The organism is Achromobacter sp. HNDS-1 (genome assembly GCF_040084795.1).
Classification (GTDB): Bacteria; Pseudomonadota; Gammaproteobacteria; order Burkholderiales; family Burkholderiaceae_B; genus Achromobacter; species Achromobacter ruhlandii.
The window spans coordinates 4,528,144-4,545,675 of record NZ_CP157584.1 but is presented as its reverse complement, the minus strand read 5'-3'; the positions used below and the strand labels follow the sequence as shown (position 1 = coordinate 4,545,675).

Below are 17,532 nucleotides of genomic sequence, written 5' to 3'. Positions count from 1 at the left end.
GTTCCTGAGACCTACAGATATTGCGGAACCACACACGACTTGTGCTCGATGTGGTGCGCGAATTCGTCGCGAAAATGCTTGAGGAAGCCACGCACGGGCATGGCGGCGGCGTCACCCAGGGCGCAGATGGTGCGGCCCATGATGTTGCCGGCCACGTTGTCCAGCATGTCCAGATCTTCCGGACGGCCGTGGCCGTTTTCGATGCGATGCACCATGCGGTACAGCCAGCCGGTGCCTTCGCGGCACGGCGTGCACTGGCCGCAGCTTTCCTCGAAATAGAAATACGACAGGCGCAGCAGCGACTTGACCATGCAGCGCGTCTCGTCCATGACGATCACCGCGCCCGAACCCAGCATGGAACCCGCCTTGGCGATGGCGTCGTAGTCCATCGTGGTTTCCATCATGATGTCGGCCGGCAGCACCGGGGCGCTCGAACCGCCGGGGATCACGGCCTTGAGCTTCTTGCCGCCGCGCATGCCGCCCGCCAGTTCCAGCAGGGTCGAGAACGGGGTGCCCAGCGGGATCTCGTAGTTGCCGGGACGCTCGACGTCGCCGGTGATCGAGAACAGCTTGGTGCCGCCGTTGTTGGGCTTGCCGACTTCGAGGTAGGCCTGGCCGCTGTTGCGGATGATCCAGGGCACCGCCGCGAAGGTTTCGGTGTTGTTGATGGTGGTGGGCTTGCCGTACAGGCCGAAGCTGGCCGGGAACGGCGGCTTGAAGCGCGGCTGGCCCTTCTTGCCTTCCAGCGATTCCAGCAGCGCGGTTTCCTCGCCACAGATGTAGGCGCCGTAGCCGTGGAACGCGTGCAGCTGGAAGTTGAATTCCGAACCCAGGATCTTGTCGCCCAGGAAGCCGGCGGCGCGCGCCTCTTCCAGGGCCTCTTCGAAGCGCTCGTAGACTTCGAAGATTTCACCGTGGATGTAGTTGTAGCCGACGCTGATGCCCATCGCGTAGGCGGCGATCGCCATGCCTTCGATCACGATGTGCGGGTTGAAGCGCAGGATGTCGCGATCCTTGAACGTGCCGGGCTCGCCTTCGTCCGAGTTGCAGACGAGGTACTTCTGGCCCGGGAAGGCGCGCGGCATGAAGCTCCACTTCAGGCCGGTCGGGAAGCCCGCGCCGCCGCGGCCGCGTAGGCCCGACGCTTTGACTTCGGCGATGACGTCTTCCGGCTTCATGCCGGTGGTGAGGATCTTGCGCAGGGCTTCGTAGCCGCCGCGCTTGACGTAGTCAGCCAGGCGCCAGTTGGCGCCGTCGACGTCGGCCATGATCTGCGGCTTGATGTGGCGGCCGTGCAGGCACATCGAGTTGGACAGGTCGTTCAGCGGATTGGGCTCCAGGCCCTGCGCGAACTGCTTGTAGATGTCGGGCGCGTTCATGCCGACTCTCCTTGCGCCTTGAGGGCCGCGACCAGCGCGTCCAGCTTCTCTTCGGTCATGCGCACGCACATATGCTTGTTGTTCACGATCAGCACGGGGGAATCGCCGCAGGCGCCCATGCACTCGCCCTCGACCAGGGTGAACTGGCCGTCAGCGGTGGTTTCGCGGTAGTCCACGCCCAGCTTGCGCTTGAGGTAGTCGCCGGCGCGTTCGCCGTCGCGCAAGGCACAGGGCAGGTTGGTGCAGACCGCGATCTTGGTCTTGCCGACGGGCTTGACGTCGAACATGTTGTAGAAGGTGGCGACTTCCTGGACCGCGATGGGCGGGACGCCGATGTAGTTGGCCACATCTTCGATGATGTCGGTAGCCAACCAGCCCTTCTCTTCCTGCGCGATGGCAAGAGAGGCCATGATGGCGGACTGCCGCTGGTCGGCCGGGAACTTGGCGAGTTCTCGGTCGATTTTCTGGTAGGCCTGTTCGGAAAGCAGCATAGTTTGAATCCGGGTTATGCGGGCGTGCTCGTGACGGTTCTGGGCGGATCAGCGATCGATCTCGCCGAAAACGATGTCCTGCGTACCAATGATGGTGACGGCGTCGGCGATCATGTGACCGCGCGACATTTCGTCCAGCGATTGCAGGTGGGCGAAGCCGGGGGCCCGAATCTTCAGGCGGTACGGCTTGTTGGCACCGTCCGACACCAGGTAGATGCCGAACTCGCCCTTGGGGTGCTCCACCGAGGCGAACGCTTCACCCGGGGGCACGTGGAAACCTTCGGTGAAGAGCTTGAAGTGATGGATCAGCTCTTCCATGTTGGTCTTCATGGCGGTGCGCTTGGGCGGGGCGATCTTGTGGTTCTCGATCATGACCGGGCCCGGGTTGTTGCGCAGCCATTCCACGCACTGGCGGATGATGCGGTTGCTCTCGCGCATTTCGGCGATGCGGACCAGGTAGCGGTCGTAGCAGTCGCCGTTGACGCCGACGGGGATGTCGAAATCGAGCAGGTCGTAGACTTCGTAGGGCTGCATCTTGCGCAGGTCCCAGGCCACGCCCGAGCCACGCAGCATCGGGCCGGTGAAACCCAGCGCCTTGGCGCGGTCGGGATCGACCACGCCGATGCCGACCAGGCGCTGCTTCCAGATGCGGTTGTCGGTGAGCAGGGTTTCGTACTCGTCGACGCAGGCGGGGAAGCGGTTGGTGAAGTCTTCGATGAAGTCCAGCAGCGAGCCCGAACGCGCGTCGTTCATGGCGCGCACTTCCTTCTCGCCGCGATACTTGCTGGTGTCGCCGTACTGCGGCATGGTGTCCGGCAGGTCGCGGTAGACGCCGCCCGGACGATAGTAGGCCGCGTGCATGCGGGCGCCCGAGACCGCTTCATAGCAGTCCATCAGGTCTTCGCGTTCACGGAAGGCATACAGGAACACGGCCATGGCGCCCACGTCGAGCGCGTGCGAACCCAGCGACATCAGGTGGTTCAGGAGGCGCGTGATCTCGTCGAACATGACGCGGATGTATTGCGCGCGCAGCGGGGCTTCGACGCCCAGCAGCTTCTCGATGGCCATGACGTAGGCGTGCTCGTTGCACATCATGGACACGTAGTCCAGGCGGTCCATGTAGGGCAGCGCCTGGATGTAGGTCTTGTGCTCGGCCAGCTTTTCAGTGGCGCGGTGCAGCAGGCCGATGTGCGGGTCGGCGCGCTGGATGACTTCGCCGTCCAGCTCGAGCACCAGGCGCAGCACGCCGTGGGCGGCCGGGTGCTGCGGGCCGAAGTTGAGCGTGTAGTTCTTGATTTCTGCCATGATTCAACGTCCCAAGCCGTAGGTGTCTTCGCGCACCACGCGCGGCGTGATCTCGCGCGGGTCGATCGTGACGGGCTGGTAAATGACGCGCTTCTGTTCCGGGTCGTAGCGCATTTCGACGGTGCCGGAGAGCGGGAAGTCCTTGCGGAACGGGTGGCCGATGAAGCCGTAGTCGGTCAGGATGCGGCGCAGGTCCGGGTGGCCTTCGAAGACGATGCCGTACAGGTCGAACGCCTCGCGCTCGAACCAGCCCACGGCCGGCCAGCATTCCATCAGCGAGGCGACCATCGGGAACTCGTCGTCCGGCGCCCAGGTGCGCACGCGCAGGCGCCAGTTGTTCTCGACCGACAGCAGGTGCGCGACCACGGCGAAACGCGCGCGGTGCACCTTGGCGTTGGTTTCCTCGGGCAGCTGGCGCGTGCCGTTGCCCCAGGTGAGGTAGTCGACGCCACAGAGGTCGATACAGATTTCGAAGCGCAGGCCGGCTTCGGTGCGCAGCTTGTTGCAGACGGAGAACCACTGCTCCGCGGGCACTTCGAGCGTCAGCTCGCCCAGCGCCTCGGTCAGCGCGATGTCCGCGCCGAGGGTGGTCTGCAAATTGTTTTTCAGGGTTTCGAGCCTGGTCATCATCTTGTACGCTTAGGTGAACCGATACGCTGTTTCGCGGGGTCCTGCGGCGGCGTTTGCGGCGGCCGCGGACCGGAGCGCAAACTCAGCGCGCAATCGTGTTGGTCAGACGGATCTTGTTCTGCATCTGCAGCAAGCCGTAGACCAGCGCCTCGGCCGTGGGCGGGCAGCCCGGCACGTAGACGTCTACCGGTACGATGCGATCGCAGCCGCGCACCACGGAATACGAGTAGTGGTAGTAACCGCCACCGTTGGCACAGGAGCCCATCGACACCACCCAACGCGGTTCGGGCATCTGGTCGTAGACCTTGCGCAGCGCCGGCGCCATCTTGTTGCACAGCGTGCCGGCGACGATCATCAGATCGGACTGGCGCGGGCTGGGGCGGAAGATGATGCCGAACTGGTCCAGGTCGTAGCGGGCCGCGCCCGCGTGCATCATCTCGACCGCGCAACAGGCCAGGCCGAAGGTCATGGGCCACATGGAGCCGGTTTTCGCCCAGTTAAGGAACTTGTCGGCGCTGGTTGTGATGAACCCTTGCTTGAGAATGCCGTCTATAGCCATATTCGTCTCTGATAGCGTGCGGTGATGAAATAACCCGGCGGGTTATTCCCAGTCCAGCGCGCCCTTTTTCCATTCGTAGATGAAGCCGACGGTCAACACGGCGAGGAAAACCATGACCGTCCAGAAGCCGACGAGCCCGACCGTACCTTGGGCGATGGCCCACGGGAACAGGAACGCGATTTCCAGGTCGAAAAGAATGAACAGAATCGCCACCAGGTAGTAGCGCACGTCAAACTTCATGCGCGCGTCTTCGAATGCTTCGAAGCCGCACTCATAGGGGGATAGCTTCTCGGCGTAGGGACGCCGCGGGCCAAGGAGGGAGCCGGCCGTCAGAAGCGCGAACCCGATAAGGGTGGCCACTACGATAAACAGCAGGACGGGGAAATACTGTTGCAGGTTCATTCAGGCGTCCGTCAAATGCGCAAACCTTAGGATTGTAGCATTCGCGCGGTTACTTCCGGCTGAACTCTGTAGCGTGAACAGCGGGTGAAAGACTGCATTTCTCTGATGGAACAATCGCAGTCTTTGACGGGGAGTGAGCAGCTTACCGCAACAGCTCATCAAGCATGCGCGCCAGGCGCAAAAACGCCCACACAGCGGCCATATCCGCCCCGATTGCCACCGCAAGACCATTCAATAAATCGCGCGGAGAACCTGCCACGAACATCGCCGGACAAGCACGCCTGACATGGCGACCAAATTCCCAGCATCAAGAAAACAGACACATCCCAAATAAAAAAAGCCACCCCTGAGGGTGGCTTATATGAGCGAGCCGAGGCCCGCTCATGCACTGCGTAAATCTAGGCAGGACTTGCGCCCTGCTTTCGATTAGAAGCGGTGACGGATGCCCAGGCCAACGGCGGTCGACTTCAGACCATCGATGAAGGCGTAGTTCTTGGCGTACGAACCGTAGGCGTACAGGTTGGTACGCTTGGACAGGTCGTAGGTGTAGCCCAGGTTGAACACGTTCATCGTGGCGTCGTCGCCGGTCAGCTGCGTGCCGCTGGCCGAAACGCGCTGCCACGAACCGAACAGGCTCGAAGCGCCGCCGATCGGGGCCGACAGGCCGACCAGGTACGAGTTGGCCTTGAAGCCATCAGCGAAGGCGTTGGTGCCGAAGCCGACGGTGCCGGCCGAGGTCTTGACGTCTTGGCTACCGAACCAGCCGTCGGTCGTGCGAGCGTAGGCCAGAGCCAGCTTCACGACTTCGAAGTCGTACGAACCGCCGATGGTGTATTGACGCGGGGTGGCGTCAATTTGACCTTGGGCCAGCTTGTTCGAGGCGTTCAGTTGGTCGAACGACAGAGCGACGTTCAGCGGGCCGTTGACGTAACGCAGGCCGGTCGTGATGGCGCGGGTGTTGTCAGCGGTGCGGAAGCCGGTTTGAGCGGCGTTGGTGTCGTTGGCGTTGAACGAGTAGCCGACGCCGAACTGGAAGCCGCTGAACGACGGGGTTTGGTACAGGACCATGTTGTCGTAGCGGACGGTGTTCGTGGCGCTCAGGCCCATACCGATGTTAGCTTGGCCGAAACCAGCGCCGAACGGGTCGATCGAACCGAAGTACTTCGAGGCGATGTTGGTTTGACGACCGAAGTCCAGTTGACCCCAGCTGTCGCTGGCCAGACCGACGGTGGCTTGACGGCCGAACAGACGACCACCTTGGGCCGACGTGCCGTTACCCGAATCAAAGCCCGATTCCAGTTGGAAAACAGCGCGCAGGCCGTCACCCAGATCTTCCGAACCACGCAGACCCCAGCGCGAACCGTTCTGGACGCCGTTGATCATGCCGAACTTGCTACCGTTCTGAGCGTCGGTACCACCGCTGATCTTGTTGTAGCCGAGGCCCGTGTCGATGATGCCGTACAGGGTGACAGACGTTTCTGCCTGGGCGACACCGGCGAAACCGGCGAGCAGGGCGGCAGCGAGCAGAGTCTTTTTCATTTAAGAAATCTCCGTTGATTTGAGTGACAAGAGCAGCAATCCAGCAAACCAGCCTGCCGCCCCCCTAACTCCGCGAAGGGAAGTTGACGCTATTGCATCAAAAATCAGGGGGGCTGGCTATGGTCGACACCAGAAAAGTGCAGGTTTGCGACAGCCATGTTGGGATATTGCAACATCAGACCAACTCCCCATAGGGCTAACCCTGCGTTTTGCGAATGACCACGTATCCATGCGACTTTCAGCCCTGGCCCTAATAATTGAAGGGATGGCGCCGGGTTTCTTTCATATGCCTTTCCAGACTGAATAACCTCCTCGACGAGGCTGCTCCCGAGCCTGTCCGGACGCCCTTCCCCACGTTGACCCGGTCAGCCTGGATAACGTTGTTATTTAAATAAAGCAGCGATATTATTTCGCAACATAGTCACTCATTTGCTTCCCTGGCCATGGTCACCGTCACTCCTCGCAGCGACCGCAACGAACGCCTGAGCGCGCTGCGCCGGCAGATGATCCTGGACGCCGCCCAGCGGGTATTCGAGCGCGACGGGCTGGAAAAAACCACGCTGCGCGCCATCGCCAAGGAGGCCGGCTGCACCACCGGCGCGATCTACCCCTGGTTCGCGGGCAAGGAGGCGCTGTACGGCGCCTTGCTGGACGAATCGCTGCAGCGCCTGCACACCCACTTGCTGGGCGCGACCTCGGGCGGCGCCCCCGAGTCGGCCGCGCGCCAGGCCATCCTGGCCTTTTTCGGCTACTACGCCGAGCGCCGCACTGATTTCTCGCTGGGGCTGTACCTGTTCCAGGGGCTGGGGCCGCGCGGGCTGGGGCGCGACATGGACGAGCGGCTCAACGGCCGGCTGCGGCAGTGCGTCGACGTGCTAGGCCAGGCCCTGGTCCGCACCAAGTCCTGGACGGCCGAGACCGCGCGGGTCGAGCAGATGAATGTCTTCACCTATCTGATCGGGCTGCTGTTGCTGTTGCACACCCGCCGCCTGAAATCCCTGGGCCAGCAGGCCGACGTCCTGTTGGATCACTACTGCCACGCGCTGGAACAACGATGACCGCCACGACCCTGCCCTGCGCCGACACCGACGCGCCGCTGATCAGCCTGGCCGATTTCCGCCAGCTGCTGGCCGAGCAGCATCCGTTTTCGCTACTGCTGGGAATCGAAGTGGAGCGCATCGGCCGCGGCACCGCGCTGGCCGTGCTGCCCGCCCGCGACAGCCACCAGCGGCTCGGCGGCATCGTCGCCGGCCCGATGCTGATGGGGCTGGCCGACCTGGCCATGTACGCGGCCGTGGTCGGCGCCACCGGCCAGGCCCACGCGGTGACCGCCAGCCTGACCATCAACTTCCTGCGCAAGAGCCCGGCCGGCGCCATCCACGCCGAGGCGCGGCTGCTCAAGGTGGGCCGCCTGTCCGCGGGCGAGGTCACCCTGACCGCCACGGGTTCGGATGAGCCGCTGGCCCATATCGTCAGCACCTGGTCGGTGCCGAAGCCATGAGCCTGCGCATCAGCATCGTCGGCATGGGCCGCACCGGCACCCAGGCGGCGCGGCGGCTGCTCGCGGCCGAGCCGGACATCGCCCTGACGGTCTACGACATCGACCCGGACCGCTGCGAGGACTTCCGCGGCAGCGCCACCCTGGCAACCTCGGCGCGCGAAGCGCTGGCGGAGTCCGACACCATCGTGCTGGCCCTGCCGCGCGAACGCGAAATCGACCGGACCCTTGAGCGCTTCAGCGACGGCGAGGTCACCGCGCCGGTGGCGGGCAAGCTGATCGTCGACCTGGAGCCGCCGCCGCCCGAGCGGGCGCGCCGGCTGGACCAGGCGATCGCCACCGCCGGCGGACGCTACGCCTGCGCGCCGCTGCGGCCAATGGCCGGCGCCGGGCCGGATGCGCGGCTATTGAATGCCCTGATCGCGCCGCGCTGAGCCGCCCAGGCGTTCGGCCGCGACCACGCACAGCGCCAGCCAGACGAAACTGATGGCGAAGCCCGCCACCACGTCGCTGGCGAAATGCACCTGCAACAGCACGCGGCTCAGGCCGATCGCCATCACCAGCGCCGCCGCCAGGGCCACGCCGGGCAAGCGCCACGAGGCCGGCGCCAGGCGCCAGGCCAGGTAGCAGGCGGCGCCGTAGACCGCCATCGCGGCCGACGCGTGGCCGCTGGGAAAGCTCCAGCCCAGCGCGGTGACGAAACCATGGTCGTGCTCGGGCCGCACGCGCTCGAAGGCGTGCTTGAGCAGACGGTTGAGCAGGCCGCCGCCCGCGGTGGCGGCCGCGCAGAAGGCCGCCAGCCCCCATTGGCGCCGCGCCAGCAGCGTGGCGGTCATCAGCACCGCGATCACGGCCAGGAAGTCGCGGTCGCCCAATGTGGTGAACCAGGACAGCAGCCACAACAGGGAATCGCCCATCGACATGCTGAGCGCGCTGGCCAGGGCGCTGTCGAACTCGACCACCCTCCCCGGGCGCGTCACGGCGGCGGCCAGCGCCAGGAACAGCGCGCCAGCCAGGATCATGCTCCCGGCCACGCCGGCCAGGCGCCAGGCCGGCGTGGCGCGCGCCCAGGCGCGCGCCAGGGCCACCGCCAGCGCCGCCGCGCACAGCGGCAACAACAGGAACAGCGGCAGCGCGTGGGAAGCAACCCAGGCCGCGCAGGCGTCGGTCATCGCGCAGGCTCCCTTACTGTCCGCATCGCCCTACCCAGCGACCAGGGTCTTGTCGACCGGCGCGAAGGCGTGGGTGGCGGCGGCGTAGTCCCAGCGCTCGACATGACAGACCCGGGTGTCGCCTTCGCCCTCGCGCGTGATCACATTGACCGAATTGGGAATATTGCCGCGCACCCGCCGCGAGCAGGTGGTGCCCGCCTGCACTGCCCAGCCGGCCGCCACGGCCGGATCGGCGCTGGCCGGCAACACGTAGGGCAGATGGATGTGGCCGCCGAGGATCAGGTCGACCCCGGCCTGGGCCCAGGCCGCCAGCGCCCGTTCGCGCCCGATCAGCAGATTGAAGCGGTCGGATTCGACCTTGGCCCGCACCGGATGGTGCGCCACCACTACTCGCAACTGGCCGGGCCGGGCCTGGCGCAACCGCTGTGCCACCCGCGCGATCTGGGCGTCGGAGATCTCGCCATCCTTGCGGCGGCGGGGCCGCGTGGTGTTGACGCCGATGGCCAGCAGGCCGGCGGTTTCATAGACCGGTTCGAGCACCGCGCCGAGCGCGCGCTTGTAGTTGCCGTAGGGGTTGAGTGCGCGCGCGAACACATTGAACAGCGGAATGTCATGGTTGCCGGGGACCGCCAGCACCGGCAGCGACAGGCGCTCGATGAACTTGCGGGCGGCGGCGAACTGGCCGCGGCGGGCGCGCTGGGTGATGTCGCCGCTGATCACCACCAGGTCCGGCGCGAGCGCGCGCGCCAGGTCCAGCGCGGCCTCGACCACCGGCTTGCGCTCGGTGCCGAAGTGGGTGTCCGAGAATTGCAGGATGCGCGTCATGGGCGCTCCTCTTGGGCATCGACCGGCACCACCAGCGGCAGGGACGTGTCGGACACCTTGAATTCCAGCGGGGTGTCCATCCAGGAGATCTCGCCGTCCATGGCAACCTTGACGCGGCGGCGGCCGCGAATCGAGACCATCAGGCGATCAAAGGCGAAGCTGACGACGTGCTCGGCATCGCCGAGGCGGCTGAACAGGCCGCGCAGCAGCAGGCCATACAACGCCAGCGTGCCAACCGGTCTGGTGGCCATGGCCACCAGGCGGTTGCGATCGAGCTCGGTGGGGTCGATGCCGATGTGCTCCAGCTGCAGGCGGTTGTTGCCCACCACCAGGGTCGGGGTACGCAGGTCGCGCGGACGGCCTTCGTAGTCCAGGCGCAGGCTGAGCTGGCGCGGCGCGCGCAGCAGCGTCACCAGTCCGGACCACAGCGCCACCAGGCGGCTGCGGCCGAAGCGTTGCTTGTAGGCCTCCCGGTCTTCCAGCAACTGCGGGTAGAGGCCGAGGCTGGCGTTGACCAGGAACAGGCGGCCATTGAGCAGGCCGACCTGCACCTGCCGCAGCTCGCCGCCCAGCAGGCCGCGCAGCGCGGCCTCGGTGTCCTGCGAGATACCGTAGCGGCGGCCGAAGTAATTGAAGGTGCCTTGCGGCAGGATGCCGAATGGCACGCCCTGCCCCAGCACCTGGCCGGCGACGGCATTGAGCGTGCCGTCGCCGCCGGCCGCGACCACGATGCCGCCGGCCTCGCGCGCCAGGGCCACGGCCTCGCGGGCGGTGGCGACCAGGCGCGACGGATCGTCGACCGGCATCAGCTGGAAGCGGCGGCCGGCCTCGTCGAGCACGCGGCGGATGATGTCCTGCAGCACTTGCGCGTCGCCGCGCCCGGAGCCGGTGTTCAGGACGATGAAGAGAGGTTCGTGTCCCGCGAGGGGACGAGCCCCGGTCGCCGGGCTCTGCTGGATAGGCGTCATGGGCAAAAGATAGCCCATGGCGGCAAATCGCCGCAACCGTGCCGGCGCGCGCCGGGCGGGCGCGCCGGCACGCGGCTCAGCGGCCGACCGCGTAGGCCTGCATCAGGCGCGGCGTGGCGGCCGCGTGCAGCAGGCCGTCGGCGTCGCGCGAAGCGGCGGTCAGGCGGCCTACCGACCATTGCGGCACTTCCTCGATGTGGTGGCCGCGGGCGCGCAGCGCGGCAATGGTGTCGGCTCCGAAGCCGCTTTCCACCGCCAGGTGTCCCGGCTTGCGGTCGCGCGGGTAGAACGAGGTGGGGAAATGCATGGTGTGCGACATCGGCAGGTCGATGGCTTCCTGCAGGTTCAGGCCATGGTGCGCGTGGCGCAGGAAGAACAGCAGTTGCCATTGCTCCTGCTGGTCGCCGCCCGGCGTGCCGAAGGCGAGATAGGGCCGGCCCTCGCGCAGCGCCAGCGACGGCGTCAGCGTGGTGCGTGGACGCTTGCCCGGCGCCAGCGTGCCCGGCAGGCCCTCTTCCAGCCAGAACATCTGGGCGCGGGTATTCAGGCCGAAACCCAGTTCCGGGATCACCGGCGAGGACTGGAACCAGCCGCCCGACGGCGTGGCCGAGATCATGTTGCCCCAGCGGTCGATGACGTCGACGTGGGTGGTGTCGCCGCGCTTGACCGAGGCGCGCATGTCGGCCAGCGTCGGTTCGTTGGTCGCGCTGCCGGGGGCCGACACCTTGGACAGGCGCTGCAGCGTGTCCATCACCCGCGCCACCTGCGCCTCGAAGCCGGGAATCACGCCGGGCCGCAGGTCCTGCGAGGCCTGCTCGCCGATGAGCGCGCGGCGCGCGTCGTTGTAGTCGTCCGACAGCAATTGGGCCAGCGGCACGTCGACGAAGGCGGGATCGCCGTAGTAGGCCTCGCGGTCAGCGAAGGCCAGCTTCATGGCCTCGGTGACGCGGTGCACGAACTCGGCGCTGGTCGGGCCGACGCCGGCCAGGTCCATGCCCTTGAGCAGCGCCAGGGTCTGCAGGAACACCGGCCCCTGGCTCCAGGCGCCTGCCTTGGCCACGGTGTAGCCGTGGTAGTCATAGGTGGCGGGCTGGTCGTAGCTGGCGGACCAGCCGGCCAGGTCGTCGGCGGTGATCACGCCCCGATGGCGCTGGCCGCTCTCGTCCATGACCTCGGTGCCGCGCGCGAACTTGTCGATGGCCTCGGCGACAAAGCCGCGGTAGAAGGCGTCGCGGGCGGCCTCGATCTGGCGCTCGCGGTCGGCGCCGGCCTGTTCCGCTTCCCGCAGCACGCGGGTCCAGGTGGCGGCCAGCGCCGGGTTGCGGAACAGCTTGCGGGCCTCGGGCACGTTGCCGCCAGGCAGGTAGACCTGCGCGGTGGTGGGCCAGTGGGCCTGGAAAAAGTCCTTCAGGCCGGCGATGGTGTTGGAGATGCGCGGCATCAGCGCGTGGCCGTGCTCGGCGTAGTAAATGGCCGGTTCCAGCACGTCGCGCACGCGCATCGTGCCGTGGTCGCGCAGCAACTGCATCCAGGCGTCGAACGCGCCGGGGATCACGGTGGCCAGCAGACCGTTGCCAGGGATCAGACCGAGGCCTTCGGCGCGGTAGCGCTCGAGGGTGGCGGCGGCGGGCGTGGTGCCCTGGCCGCACAGCACGTCGACGCGGCCGGTGCGGGCGGAATAGAACACCGCCGGCACTTCGCCGGCCGGGCCGACCAGGTGGGGTTCGACCACCTGCAGCACGAAGGCCGCGGCGACACAGGCGTCGAAGGCGTTGCCGCCGCGCTCCAGCAGCGACATGCCGGCCGAGCTGGCCAGCCAATGGGTGGAGGTCACGACACCGAAGGTGCCGAGGATTTCCGGGCGAGTCGTAAACATCATGGTGCGATCCTGTTGCGGACGGCGCGAGGCCGGCGGCCGCGAGAGACAAGTAAAAACGGGACCCGCCACCGGGTCCCGCGTCTGGCTCGATGCCTACTTCCTGGCGAGGCTGACGCCCTTCAGGCGGATCAGGCCATCGGGATACGGCACGAAGCCTTCCAGTTTCTTCTGCGTGCCGAAGGTCCACGGCAGGTAGAACAGGTAGATGATGGGACGCTGCTCCTGCATCACCGACAGCACCTGGTCGTACAGGGCGCGGCGCTTGGCGGTATCCGGCTCGGCGCGAGCCTCGCCGAGCAACTTGTCGGCCTGCGCGTCGCAGAACTTGCCGTCATTCAGGTTGCCCTTGCAGCTCAGGTACTGGTGGATGTTGCCGCTGGGATCGACCCGGCCCGACCAGCCGCTCTGCCCGACTTCGAAATCGCCGCGGGCCAGCGACGATTGCAGCGAGGCGAATTCGACCGGACGCAGGGTGATGTCGAAACCGGCTTCGGCGCCCATGGCCTGCACCAGCTCGAACACCTGCTGCATGGTGGTGTTGTTGCCGAAGGTGATCTCGAACTTGACGCGGTCGAAACCCGCTTCCTTGAGCAGGGCCTGGGCCTTCTTGGGATCGCGGCCGGCGTGCTCGAACGACTTGTTGTAGGCGAAGCTGGCCGGCGGGAACGGCTGGTAGGCCGGCTGGTACTGGCCTTCGCCGATGACCTGGTTGAGCACGTCGCGGTCGATGGCCAGGTCGAGCGCCTGGCGCACGCGCTTGTCCTTGGCCAGCGGGTTGTTGGCGCGCGCGCCATTGCCCAGGTTGACCGAGATCGACTGGAAGCCCAGGCCCGTGACGGGGGCCAGGCGCAGGTTGGCGTCGTCCTTGACCGCCTTGGCGTCGCTGGGCGCCACGCGCTCGATGATGTCGAGGTCGCCGGCGCGCAGGTTATTCAGGCGCACGGTGTTGTCGGGGATCGGCGTGAAGACGACACGGTCGAAGTGATAGTTGGCGGCGTCCCAATACTTGGGAAATTTCTCCAGCACGATGCGGTCGTTCTGCACCCGTTCCTTGAACTGGTACGGGCCCGAGCATACCGGCTTGCCGCCGGGATCCTTGTCGAACGAGGCGGGCGAGATCATCATGCCGGCGCGGTCGGACAGCTGCGACAGCAGCGAGGCGTCGGGCTCGGACAGGTGCAGCACCACGGTGCTGGCGTCCGGCGCGTCGACGCTGGCCACGGTGGCCAGCTCGCTCTTGCGGTTGCTGTCGGGCAGCGTGCGGGCGCGATCCAGGTTGGCCTTGACCGCGGCGGCGTCGATCGGCGTGCCGTCATGGAACACGGCATCGGTGCGCAGCTTGAAGGTCAGCGTCTTGTTGTCCGGGCTGGTGCTCCAGGACTGCGCCAACTGAGGCACGAACTTCAGGTCCGGCGTGATGTCGACCAGCTTGTCGCACAGCGAGGCGAACACGATGCGGCCCACAAAGGTGCGGGCGCGGGTCGGATCGAGCACGTCCGGGTCGTCCTGCAGGCCGACCCGCAGGGTCGACTGGGCTTGGGCCAGCCCGCTGGCCAGCATTCCCGCCATGGCCATGGCGAGGCAGAGTTTACGCATGAATGATCTCCGTCGATTCAGGCGGCCTGCTTCCCCCCGCGCCGGACGGCGCGCCGCCTGGCGGTGAGGGAACAGACCCCGAGCCGTGCTGCATCGCCGGGCCCATCCCCCCGTTGCGCACGTTCTTGTTGGATTCTGCGCCAGGCGCGCGGCGATTGTATAGAGCGGCGGCAGTCAGGCGCTCGAACCACGCGCCAGACGACCGCCTTGCGGACGCGGGAACGCATTCCCGGCCGTCAATGCCTCAGGGCAGCCGGCACGGCGCCGAGAAATCCACCGCCGCCCGCACCGACTCGCGCAGCCTGGCGACCAGCGGCCGGGCATCGTCGCGGCGGTACTGGAAGGAATACGGCAGCGCCGCCGGTTCGGGATCGCAGTGCAGCACGCGCAGGCTGCCCTCGGCCTGCAGCGCCTGGGCCCAATGGCGCGGCAGCAGCCCGACCCCGGTGCCTTCGATCAGCAGGCCGGCGATGGCGCCCCAGTTGTTGCAGCACAGGCGTTCGCCCGCCGCGTCGCGTCCGGCCAGCCAGTCGTCGATGATGCGGGTGGTGCCGGCGCCCGCGGGCAAGGTCACCAGCGGCAGCCGCGCCAGCAATGCCGGCGTCAGGCGGGTGTCGCCCGCGAGCACGGCCGGCGCCGCGACCCAGGCGAACGCGGCTTCTCCGATCGGCGCGGAGGCGATGCCGGGACGCGATGAACGTCCGGCGATGACCGCGAAGTCCAGCTCGCCGTCGGCGACGCGCTGCTCCAGCACCTGGCCGATATCGACGTAGGGTTCCAGCACCAGGTCGGGATAGGCGGCGCGCACCACGCCGATCAGGCGCGGCAGCCAGGTCAGCGCGGTCAGTTCGCCCACGCCGAAACGGCATCGGCCGCGCAGGCCGGGCGTCTCGGCCAGCGAGGCGCGGATCCGGTCGGCGGCGGCCAGCAGGTCGCGCGCCTGCGGCAGCAGCCGCTGGCCGGCGTCGGTCAGGACCGCCTTGTGGCCGCTGCGGTCGAACAGCGGCTGGCCCAGCGCGTCCTCGAGTTCGGCGATGCGCTTGGACAGCGACGACACCGACAGGTGCAGGCGCTCGGCCGCCACGGCGAAACTGACGCAGGTGGCGGCCCAGTAGAAGGCTTCGAGTTGCTTGAGGGTCATGCCCGGATTGTAGGGGCGCGCGGCGCCCCCGGCGCGGCATGGCCACGCGGACGGCCGTGACGGCGGCGTCCGCGTCGACGGGGTCAGGCGGCCTGCGGCAAGCGCAGTTGCGGCGACAGCCGCAGGGTATCGATGGCGGCACGGAGCATGCGCTCGACGCGCGGCCAGATATCGCCCTTGAGACGATCGGACCAACAGATGGTGCCGAACACCCCTTCGATCAGGGAGTGCAGGTAGACATTGGACAGGCGCACGTCGAGCGCGGGCGGCAGGTCCTCGCGGCTGACGGCGGCGCGCAGCAGTTTTTCAGACGTGCGCAGGGCGTGGCGTTCCCACAGGTCGCGGCGGCGCAGGAGGGGCGCGTTCTCGTCGCTGCGCTCGCATTTCAGGTAGAGAATTTCCAGCACGCGCTGCACCGAGCCTTCCTCCGCGTAGATCTGCACGTACTGACGCATCGAGGCGTACAGCGCTTCCAGCGCCGCGCCATCGGTCGAGACCCGCGTCAGCGACACCGCCTCGCCCAGCGCCCGGTCGCACATGGCGATGCAGACATCGATCTTGTTCTTGTAATGGCCGTAGACGGCGCCCCGGGACACGCCCGCGAAATCGGCGATATCGCTCATGGTGGTGCTGGCCACGCCCTTGGACAGGAACACGTGTTCGGCGGCGTCCAGGATGCGGTCGCGGGTGCGTTGGGATTCTTCTTTCGTCTTGCGGGCCATACAGGGATCTCCTTGTGGAAAATGGGTTGAAGGGATGGATATGAAAACGGCGGCCCGCCTTGCGGGGGCCGCCGTCTGCGCACTGTGAAGAAGTGTGCAGCCGCCAGCATACTTTCGAACAAAACAATTAATCAAGCATGACGGATTAAATGATAGACTGCGGACCCCACAGGGAAAACCCGCGACTTTCCCTCTCTCGCCCGCAACGGGCGCCCAACAATAATTTTTAGAAAATGACGCACCAAGTTCCCTTCAGAACGCTCGCATTCGCATCCGTATTGGTTCTCGTTTCCGCATGCTCGAAGCAGGAGCCTCCTGCAGCCGCCAACGTCCCCGCCGAAATCGGCGTCATCGTGGCCCGGGCCACGCCCACTTCCGTGGCCAGCGAACTGCCTGGCCGGCTGGAGCCCTACCGCGAGGCCGAGGTCCGCGCCCGCGTGGCCGGCATCGTCACCCGCCGCCTGTATGAAGAAGGCCAGGAAGTGGCGCGCGGCACGCCGCTGTTCCAGATCGACCCGGCGCCGCTGCAGGCCGCCTACGATTCCGAGGCCGCCTCGCTGGCGCGCGCCCAGGCCAACCTGTCCGCCGCCGCCGACAAGCTGCGCCGCTACGCCGACCTGGTGTCCGACCGCGCCATCAGCGAACGCGACCACGCCGAAAGCGTGGCCGAGGAACGCCAGGCCCGCGCCGAAGTAGCGCTGGCCAAGGCCAACCTGCAAAGCGCCAGGCTGCGGCTGGAATACGCCCGGGTCACCTCGCCGATCGACGGCCGCGCGCGCCGCGCGCTGGTCACCGAGGGCGCGCTGGTGGGCGAAGGCCAGGCCACCCCGCTGACGGTGGTGCAGCAGCTCGACCCGATCTACGTCAATTTCGCCCAACCCGCGGCTGAGGTCATGCAGTTGCAGAAGCAGATCCGCGCCGGGGCCGTGGAAGGCGTCGCGCCCGACAAGATGCGGGTGCGCCTGCTGCTGCCGGACGGTTCCGAGTACGGCCAGGACGGCACGCTGTCGTTCGCCGACCTGGCGGTCGATCCCGGCACCGACAACGTGACCATGCGCGCGCTATTCGACAACCCGGACCGCGCGCTGCTGCCGGGCATGTATGTGCGAGTGCGTCTGGAGCAGGCCGTCAACCGCGACACCTACCTGGTGCCGCGCGACGCCCTGCTGCGCAATGCCGACGGCGCCCACCTGCTGGTGGCTGGCGACGACGGCGAACTGCGCAGTGCGCCAGTGGCCGCGCATCGTCTGCTGGGCCCGAATTGGGTCGTCACAGAAGGCCTGAAAGGCGGTGAGCGCGTGGTGGTGGAAAACGCCGCGCAGTTGGCCCCCGGCCAGAAAATCAAACCGGTCGAGCGGACCGCGCCGAGCGCGCCCGCGGCGACCGCACCCGCGGCGACCGCGGGAAATAACGAAAAAAGGTAAAC

At 66.9% G+C, this 17,532-nt stretch carries 18 protein-coding genes; 4 read left to right on the top strand and 14 right to left on the bottom strand.

Features of this window, described 5'->3' with window-relative positions:
• Window positions 1-11 precede the first annotated feature (11 nt).
• The 7 genes from nuoF to ABFG95_RS20985 form a co-directional block, all read right to left on the bottom strand.
• Complete coding sequence (nuoF, locus tag ABFG95_RS21015; protein WP_006393405.1) at window positions 12-1,379, bottom strand: NADH-quinone oxidoreductase subunit NuoF; 1,368 nt, start codon at window positions 1,377-1,379, stop codon at window positions 12-14.
• A complete protein-coding gene (gene nuoE, locus ABFG95_RS21010; protein ID WP_006389212.1) occupies window positions 1,376-1,870 on the bottom strand; it encodes an NADH-quinone oxidoreductase subunit NuoE in 495 nt (164 codons plus the stop codon). Before nuoE ends, nuoF begins: the two co-directional genes overlap by 4 nt.
• A 48-nt stretch (window positions 1,871-1,918) precedes the next feature.
• Window positions 1,919-3,175: an NADH-quinone oxidoreductase subunit D gene (locus tag ABFG95_RS21005; protein ID WP_049072040.1), complete on the bottom strand. Its 1,257-nt coding sequence runs from the start codon at window positions 3,173-3,175 to the stop codon at window positions 1,919-1,921.
• A gap of 3 nt (window positions 3,176-3,178) precedes the next feature.
• Window positions 3,179-3,805: an NADH-quinone oxidoreductase subunit C gene (locus ABFG95_RS21000; protein ID WP_049072038.1), complete on the bottom strand. Its 627-nt coding sequence runs from the start codon at window positions 3,803-3,805 to the stop codon at window positions 3,179-3,181.
• 82 nt (window positions 3,806-3,887) lie between these two features.
• Entirely contained in the window at window positions 3,888-4,364 is a 477-nt protein-coding gene (locus ABFG95_RS20995; RefSeq protein WP_006217960.1) for an NADH-quinone oxidoreductase subunit B, read from the bottom strand.
• Window positions 4,365-4,406: 42 nt separating this feature from the next.
• Entirely contained in the window at window positions 4,407-4,766 is a 360-nt protein-coding gene (locus ABFG95_RS20990; protein ID WP_006217959.1) for an NADH-quinone oxidoreductase subunit A, read from the bottom strand.
• A gap of 426 nt (window positions 4,767-5,192) precedes the next feature.
• The gene (locus ABFG95_RS20985; RefSeq protein WP_100507206.1) at window positions 5,193-6,305 is read right to left on the bottom strand and encodes a porin; all 1,113 of its coding nucleotides are present in this window, start codon (window positions 6,303-6,305) and stop codon (window positions 5,193-5,195) included.
• A 443-nt stretch (window positions 6,306-6,748) separates the two neighbouring features.
• On the opposite strand from ABFG95_RS20985, the gene ABFG95_RS20980 reads away from it, so the two are divergent.
• Genes ABFG95_RS20980 through ABFG95_RS20970 form a run of 3 tightly spaced genes read left to right on the top strand, consistent with a single transcriptional unit; the run spans window position 6,749 to window position 8,237 of the window.
• Window positions 6,749-7,363: a TetR/AcrR family transcriptional regulator gene (locus tag ABFG95_RS20980; RefSeq protein ID WP_063581981.1), complete on the top strand. Its 615-nt coding sequence runs from the start codon at window positions 6,749-6,751 to the stop codon at window positions 7,361-7,363.
• Complete coding sequence (locus ABFG95_RS20975) at window positions 7,360-7,806, top strand: PaaI family thioesterase (RefSeq protein ID WP_278993205.1); 447 nt, start codon at window positions 7,360-7,362, stop codon at window positions 7,804-7,806. Before ABFG95_RS20980 ends, ABFG95_RS20975 begins: the two co-directional genes overlap by 4 nt.
• Complete coding sequence (locus ABFG95_RS20970; RefSeq protein ID WP_063584803.1) at window positions 7,803-8,237, top strand: NAD(P)-binding domain-containing protein; 435 nt, start codon at window positions 7,803-7,805, stop codon at window positions 8,235-8,237. The genes ABFG95_RS20975 and ABFG95_RS20970 overlap by 4 nt, the downstream gene beginning before the upstream one ends.
• On the opposite strand, the gene ABFG95_RS20965 is transcribed toward ABFG95_RS20970, so the two are convergent.
• The 7 genes from ABFG95_RS20965 to axyZ form a co-directional block, all read right to left on the bottom strand.
• Window positions 8,208-8,975, bottom strand: a complete 768-nt coding sequence (locus ABFG95_RS20965; protein WP_278993207.1) for a phosphatase PAP2 family protein — start codon at window positions 8,973-8,975, stop codon at window positions 8,208-8,210. The two genes, ABFG95_RS20970 and ABFG95_RS20965, sit on opposite strands and share 30 nt — an antisense overlap.
• A gap of 30 nt (window positions 8,976-9,005) precedes the next feature.
• The gene (locus ABFG95_RS20960; protein WP_100505139.1) at window positions 9,006-9,800 is read right to left on the bottom strand and encodes a metallophosphoesterase; all 795 of its coding nucleotides are present in this window, start codon (window positions 9,798-9,800) and stop codon (window positions 9,006-9,008) included.
• The gene (locus ABFG95_RS20955; protein ID WP_348994897.1) at window positions 9,797-10,768 is read right to left on the bottom strand and encodes a diacylglycerol kinase family protein; all 972 of its coding nucleotides are present in this window, start codon (window positions 10,766-10,768) and stop codon (window positions 9,797-9,799) included. The genes ABFG95_RS20960 and ABFG95_RS20955 overlap by 4 nt, the downstream gene beginning before the upstream one ends.
• 76 nt (window positions 10,769-10,844) lie before the next feature.
• Entirely contained in the window at window positions 10,845-12,644 is a 1,800-nt protein-coding gene (locus tag ABFG95_RS20950) for a gamma-glutamyltransferase family protein (RefSeq protein ID WP_348996055.1), read from the bottom strand.
• Window positions 12,645-12,740: 96 nt separating this feature from the next.
• Window positions 12,741-14,243 carry an ABC transporter substrate-binding protein gene (locus ABFG95_RS20945; RefSeq protein WP_054419735.1) on the bottom strand — a complete coding sequence of 501 codons (1,503 nt, stop codon included), beginning with the start codon at window positions 14,241-14,243 and terminating at the stop codon, window positions 12,741-12,743.
• Between the two features lie 244 nt (window positions 14,244-14,487).
• Window positions 14,488-15,384, bottom strand: coding sequence for a LysR family transcriptional regulator (locus ABFG95_RS20940; RefSeq protein WP_238907991.1), 897 nt, complete (start codon window positions 15,382-15,384; stop codon window positions 14,488-14,490).
• A gap of 83 nt (window positions 15,385-15,467) precedes the next feature.
• Window positions 15,468-16,106, bottom strand: coding sequence for a multidrug efflux transcriptional repressor AxyZ (gene axyZ, locus ABFG95_RS20935; RefSeq protein ID WP_059269501.1), 639 nt, complete (start codon window positions 16,104-16,106; stop codon window positions 15,468-15,470).
• A 233-nt stretch (window positions 16,107-16,339) separates the two neighbouring features.
• Between axyZ and ABFG95_RS20930 the strand changes: the two genes are divergently transcribed.
• Window positions 16,340-17,530, top strand: coding sequence for a MexX/AxyX family multidrug efflux RND transporter periplasmic adaptor subunit (locus ABFG95_RS20930; RefSeq protein WP_348994896.1), 1,191 nt, complete (start codon window positions 16,340-16,342; stop codon window positions 17,528-17,530).
• The last annotated feature ends 2 nt before the right edge of the window (window positions 17,531-17,532 follow it).

Excerpts from the sequence above, each read along its gene's own strand:
- nuoF (WP_006393405.1), bottom strand. The coding sequence starts at position 1,379 with ATGAACGCGCCCGACATCTACAAGCAGTTCGCGCAGGGCCTGGAGCCC.
- nuoE (WP_006389212.1), bottom strand. The coding sequence starts at position 1,870 with ATGCTGCTTTCCGAACAGGCCTACCAGAAAATCGACCGAGAACTCGCC.
- ABFG95_RS21005 (WP_049072040.1), bottom strand. The coding sequence starts at position 3,175 with ATGGCAGAAATCAAGAACTACACGCTCAACTTCGGCCCGCAGCACCCG.
- ABFG95_RS21000 (WP_049072038.1), bottom strand. The coding sequence starts at position 3,805 with ATGATGACCAGGCTCGAAACCCTGAAAAACAATTTGCAGACCACCCTC.
- ABFG95_RS20995 (WP_006217960.1), bottom strand. The coding sequence starts at position 4,364 with ATGGCTATAGACGGCATTCTCAAGCAAGGGTTCATCACAACCAGCGCC.
- ABFG95_RS20990 (WP_006217959.1), bottom strand. The coding sequence starts at position 4,766 with ATGAACCTGCAACAGTATTTCCCCGTCCTGCTGTTTATCGTAGTGGCC.
- ABFG95_RS20985 (WP_100507206.1), bottom strand. The coding sequence starts at position 6,305 with ATGAAAAAGACTCTGCTCGCTGCCGCCCTGCTCGCCGGTTTCGCCGGT.
- ABFG95_RS20980 (WP_063581981.1), top strand. The coding sequence starts at position 6,749 with ATGGTCACCGTCACTCCTCGCAGCGACCGCAACGAACGCCTGAGCGCG.
- ABFG95_RS20975 (WP_278993205.1), top strand. The coding sequence starts at position 7,360 with ATGACCGCCACGACCCTGCCCTGCGCCGACACCGACGCGCCGCTGATC.
- ABFG95_RS20970 (WP_063584803.1), top strand. The coding sequence starts at position 7,803 with ATGAGCCTGCGCATCAGCATCGTCGGCATGGGCCGCACCGGCACCCAG.
- ABFG95_RS20965 (WP_278993207.1), bottom strand. The coding sequence starts at position 8,975 with ATGACCGACGCCTGCGCGGCCTGGGTTGCTTCCCACGCGCTGCCGCTG.
- ABFG95_RS20960 (WP_100505139.1), bottom strand. The coding sequence starts at position 9,800 with ATGACGCGCATCCTGCAATTCTCGGACACCCACTTCGGCACCGAGCGC.
- ABFG95_RS20955 (WP_348994897.1), bottom strand. The coding sequence starts at position 10,768 with ATGACGCCTATCCAGCAGAGCCCGGCGACCGGGGCTCGTCCCCTCGCG.
- ABFG95_RS20950 (WP_348996055.1), bottom strand. The coding sequence starts at position 12,644 with ATGTTTACGACTCGCCCGGAAATCCTCGGCACCTTCGGTGTCGTGACC.
- ABFG95_RS20945 (WP_054419735.1), bottom strand. The coding sequence starts at position 14,243 with ATGCGTAAACTCTGCCTCGCCATGGCCATGGCGGGAATGCTGGCCAGC.
- ABFG95_RS20940 (WP_238907991.1), bottom strand. The coding sequence starts at position 15,384 with ATGACCCTCAAGCAACTCGAAGCCTTCTACTGGGCCGCCACCTGCGTC.
- axyZ (WP_059269501.1), bottom strand. The coding sequence starts at position 16,106 with ATGGCCCGCAAGACGAAAGAAGAATCCCAACGCACCCGCGACCGCATC.
- ABFG95_RS20930 (WP_348994896.1), top strand. The coding sequence starts at position 16,340 with ATGACGCACCAAGTTCCCTTCAGAACGCTCGCATTCGCATCCGTATTG.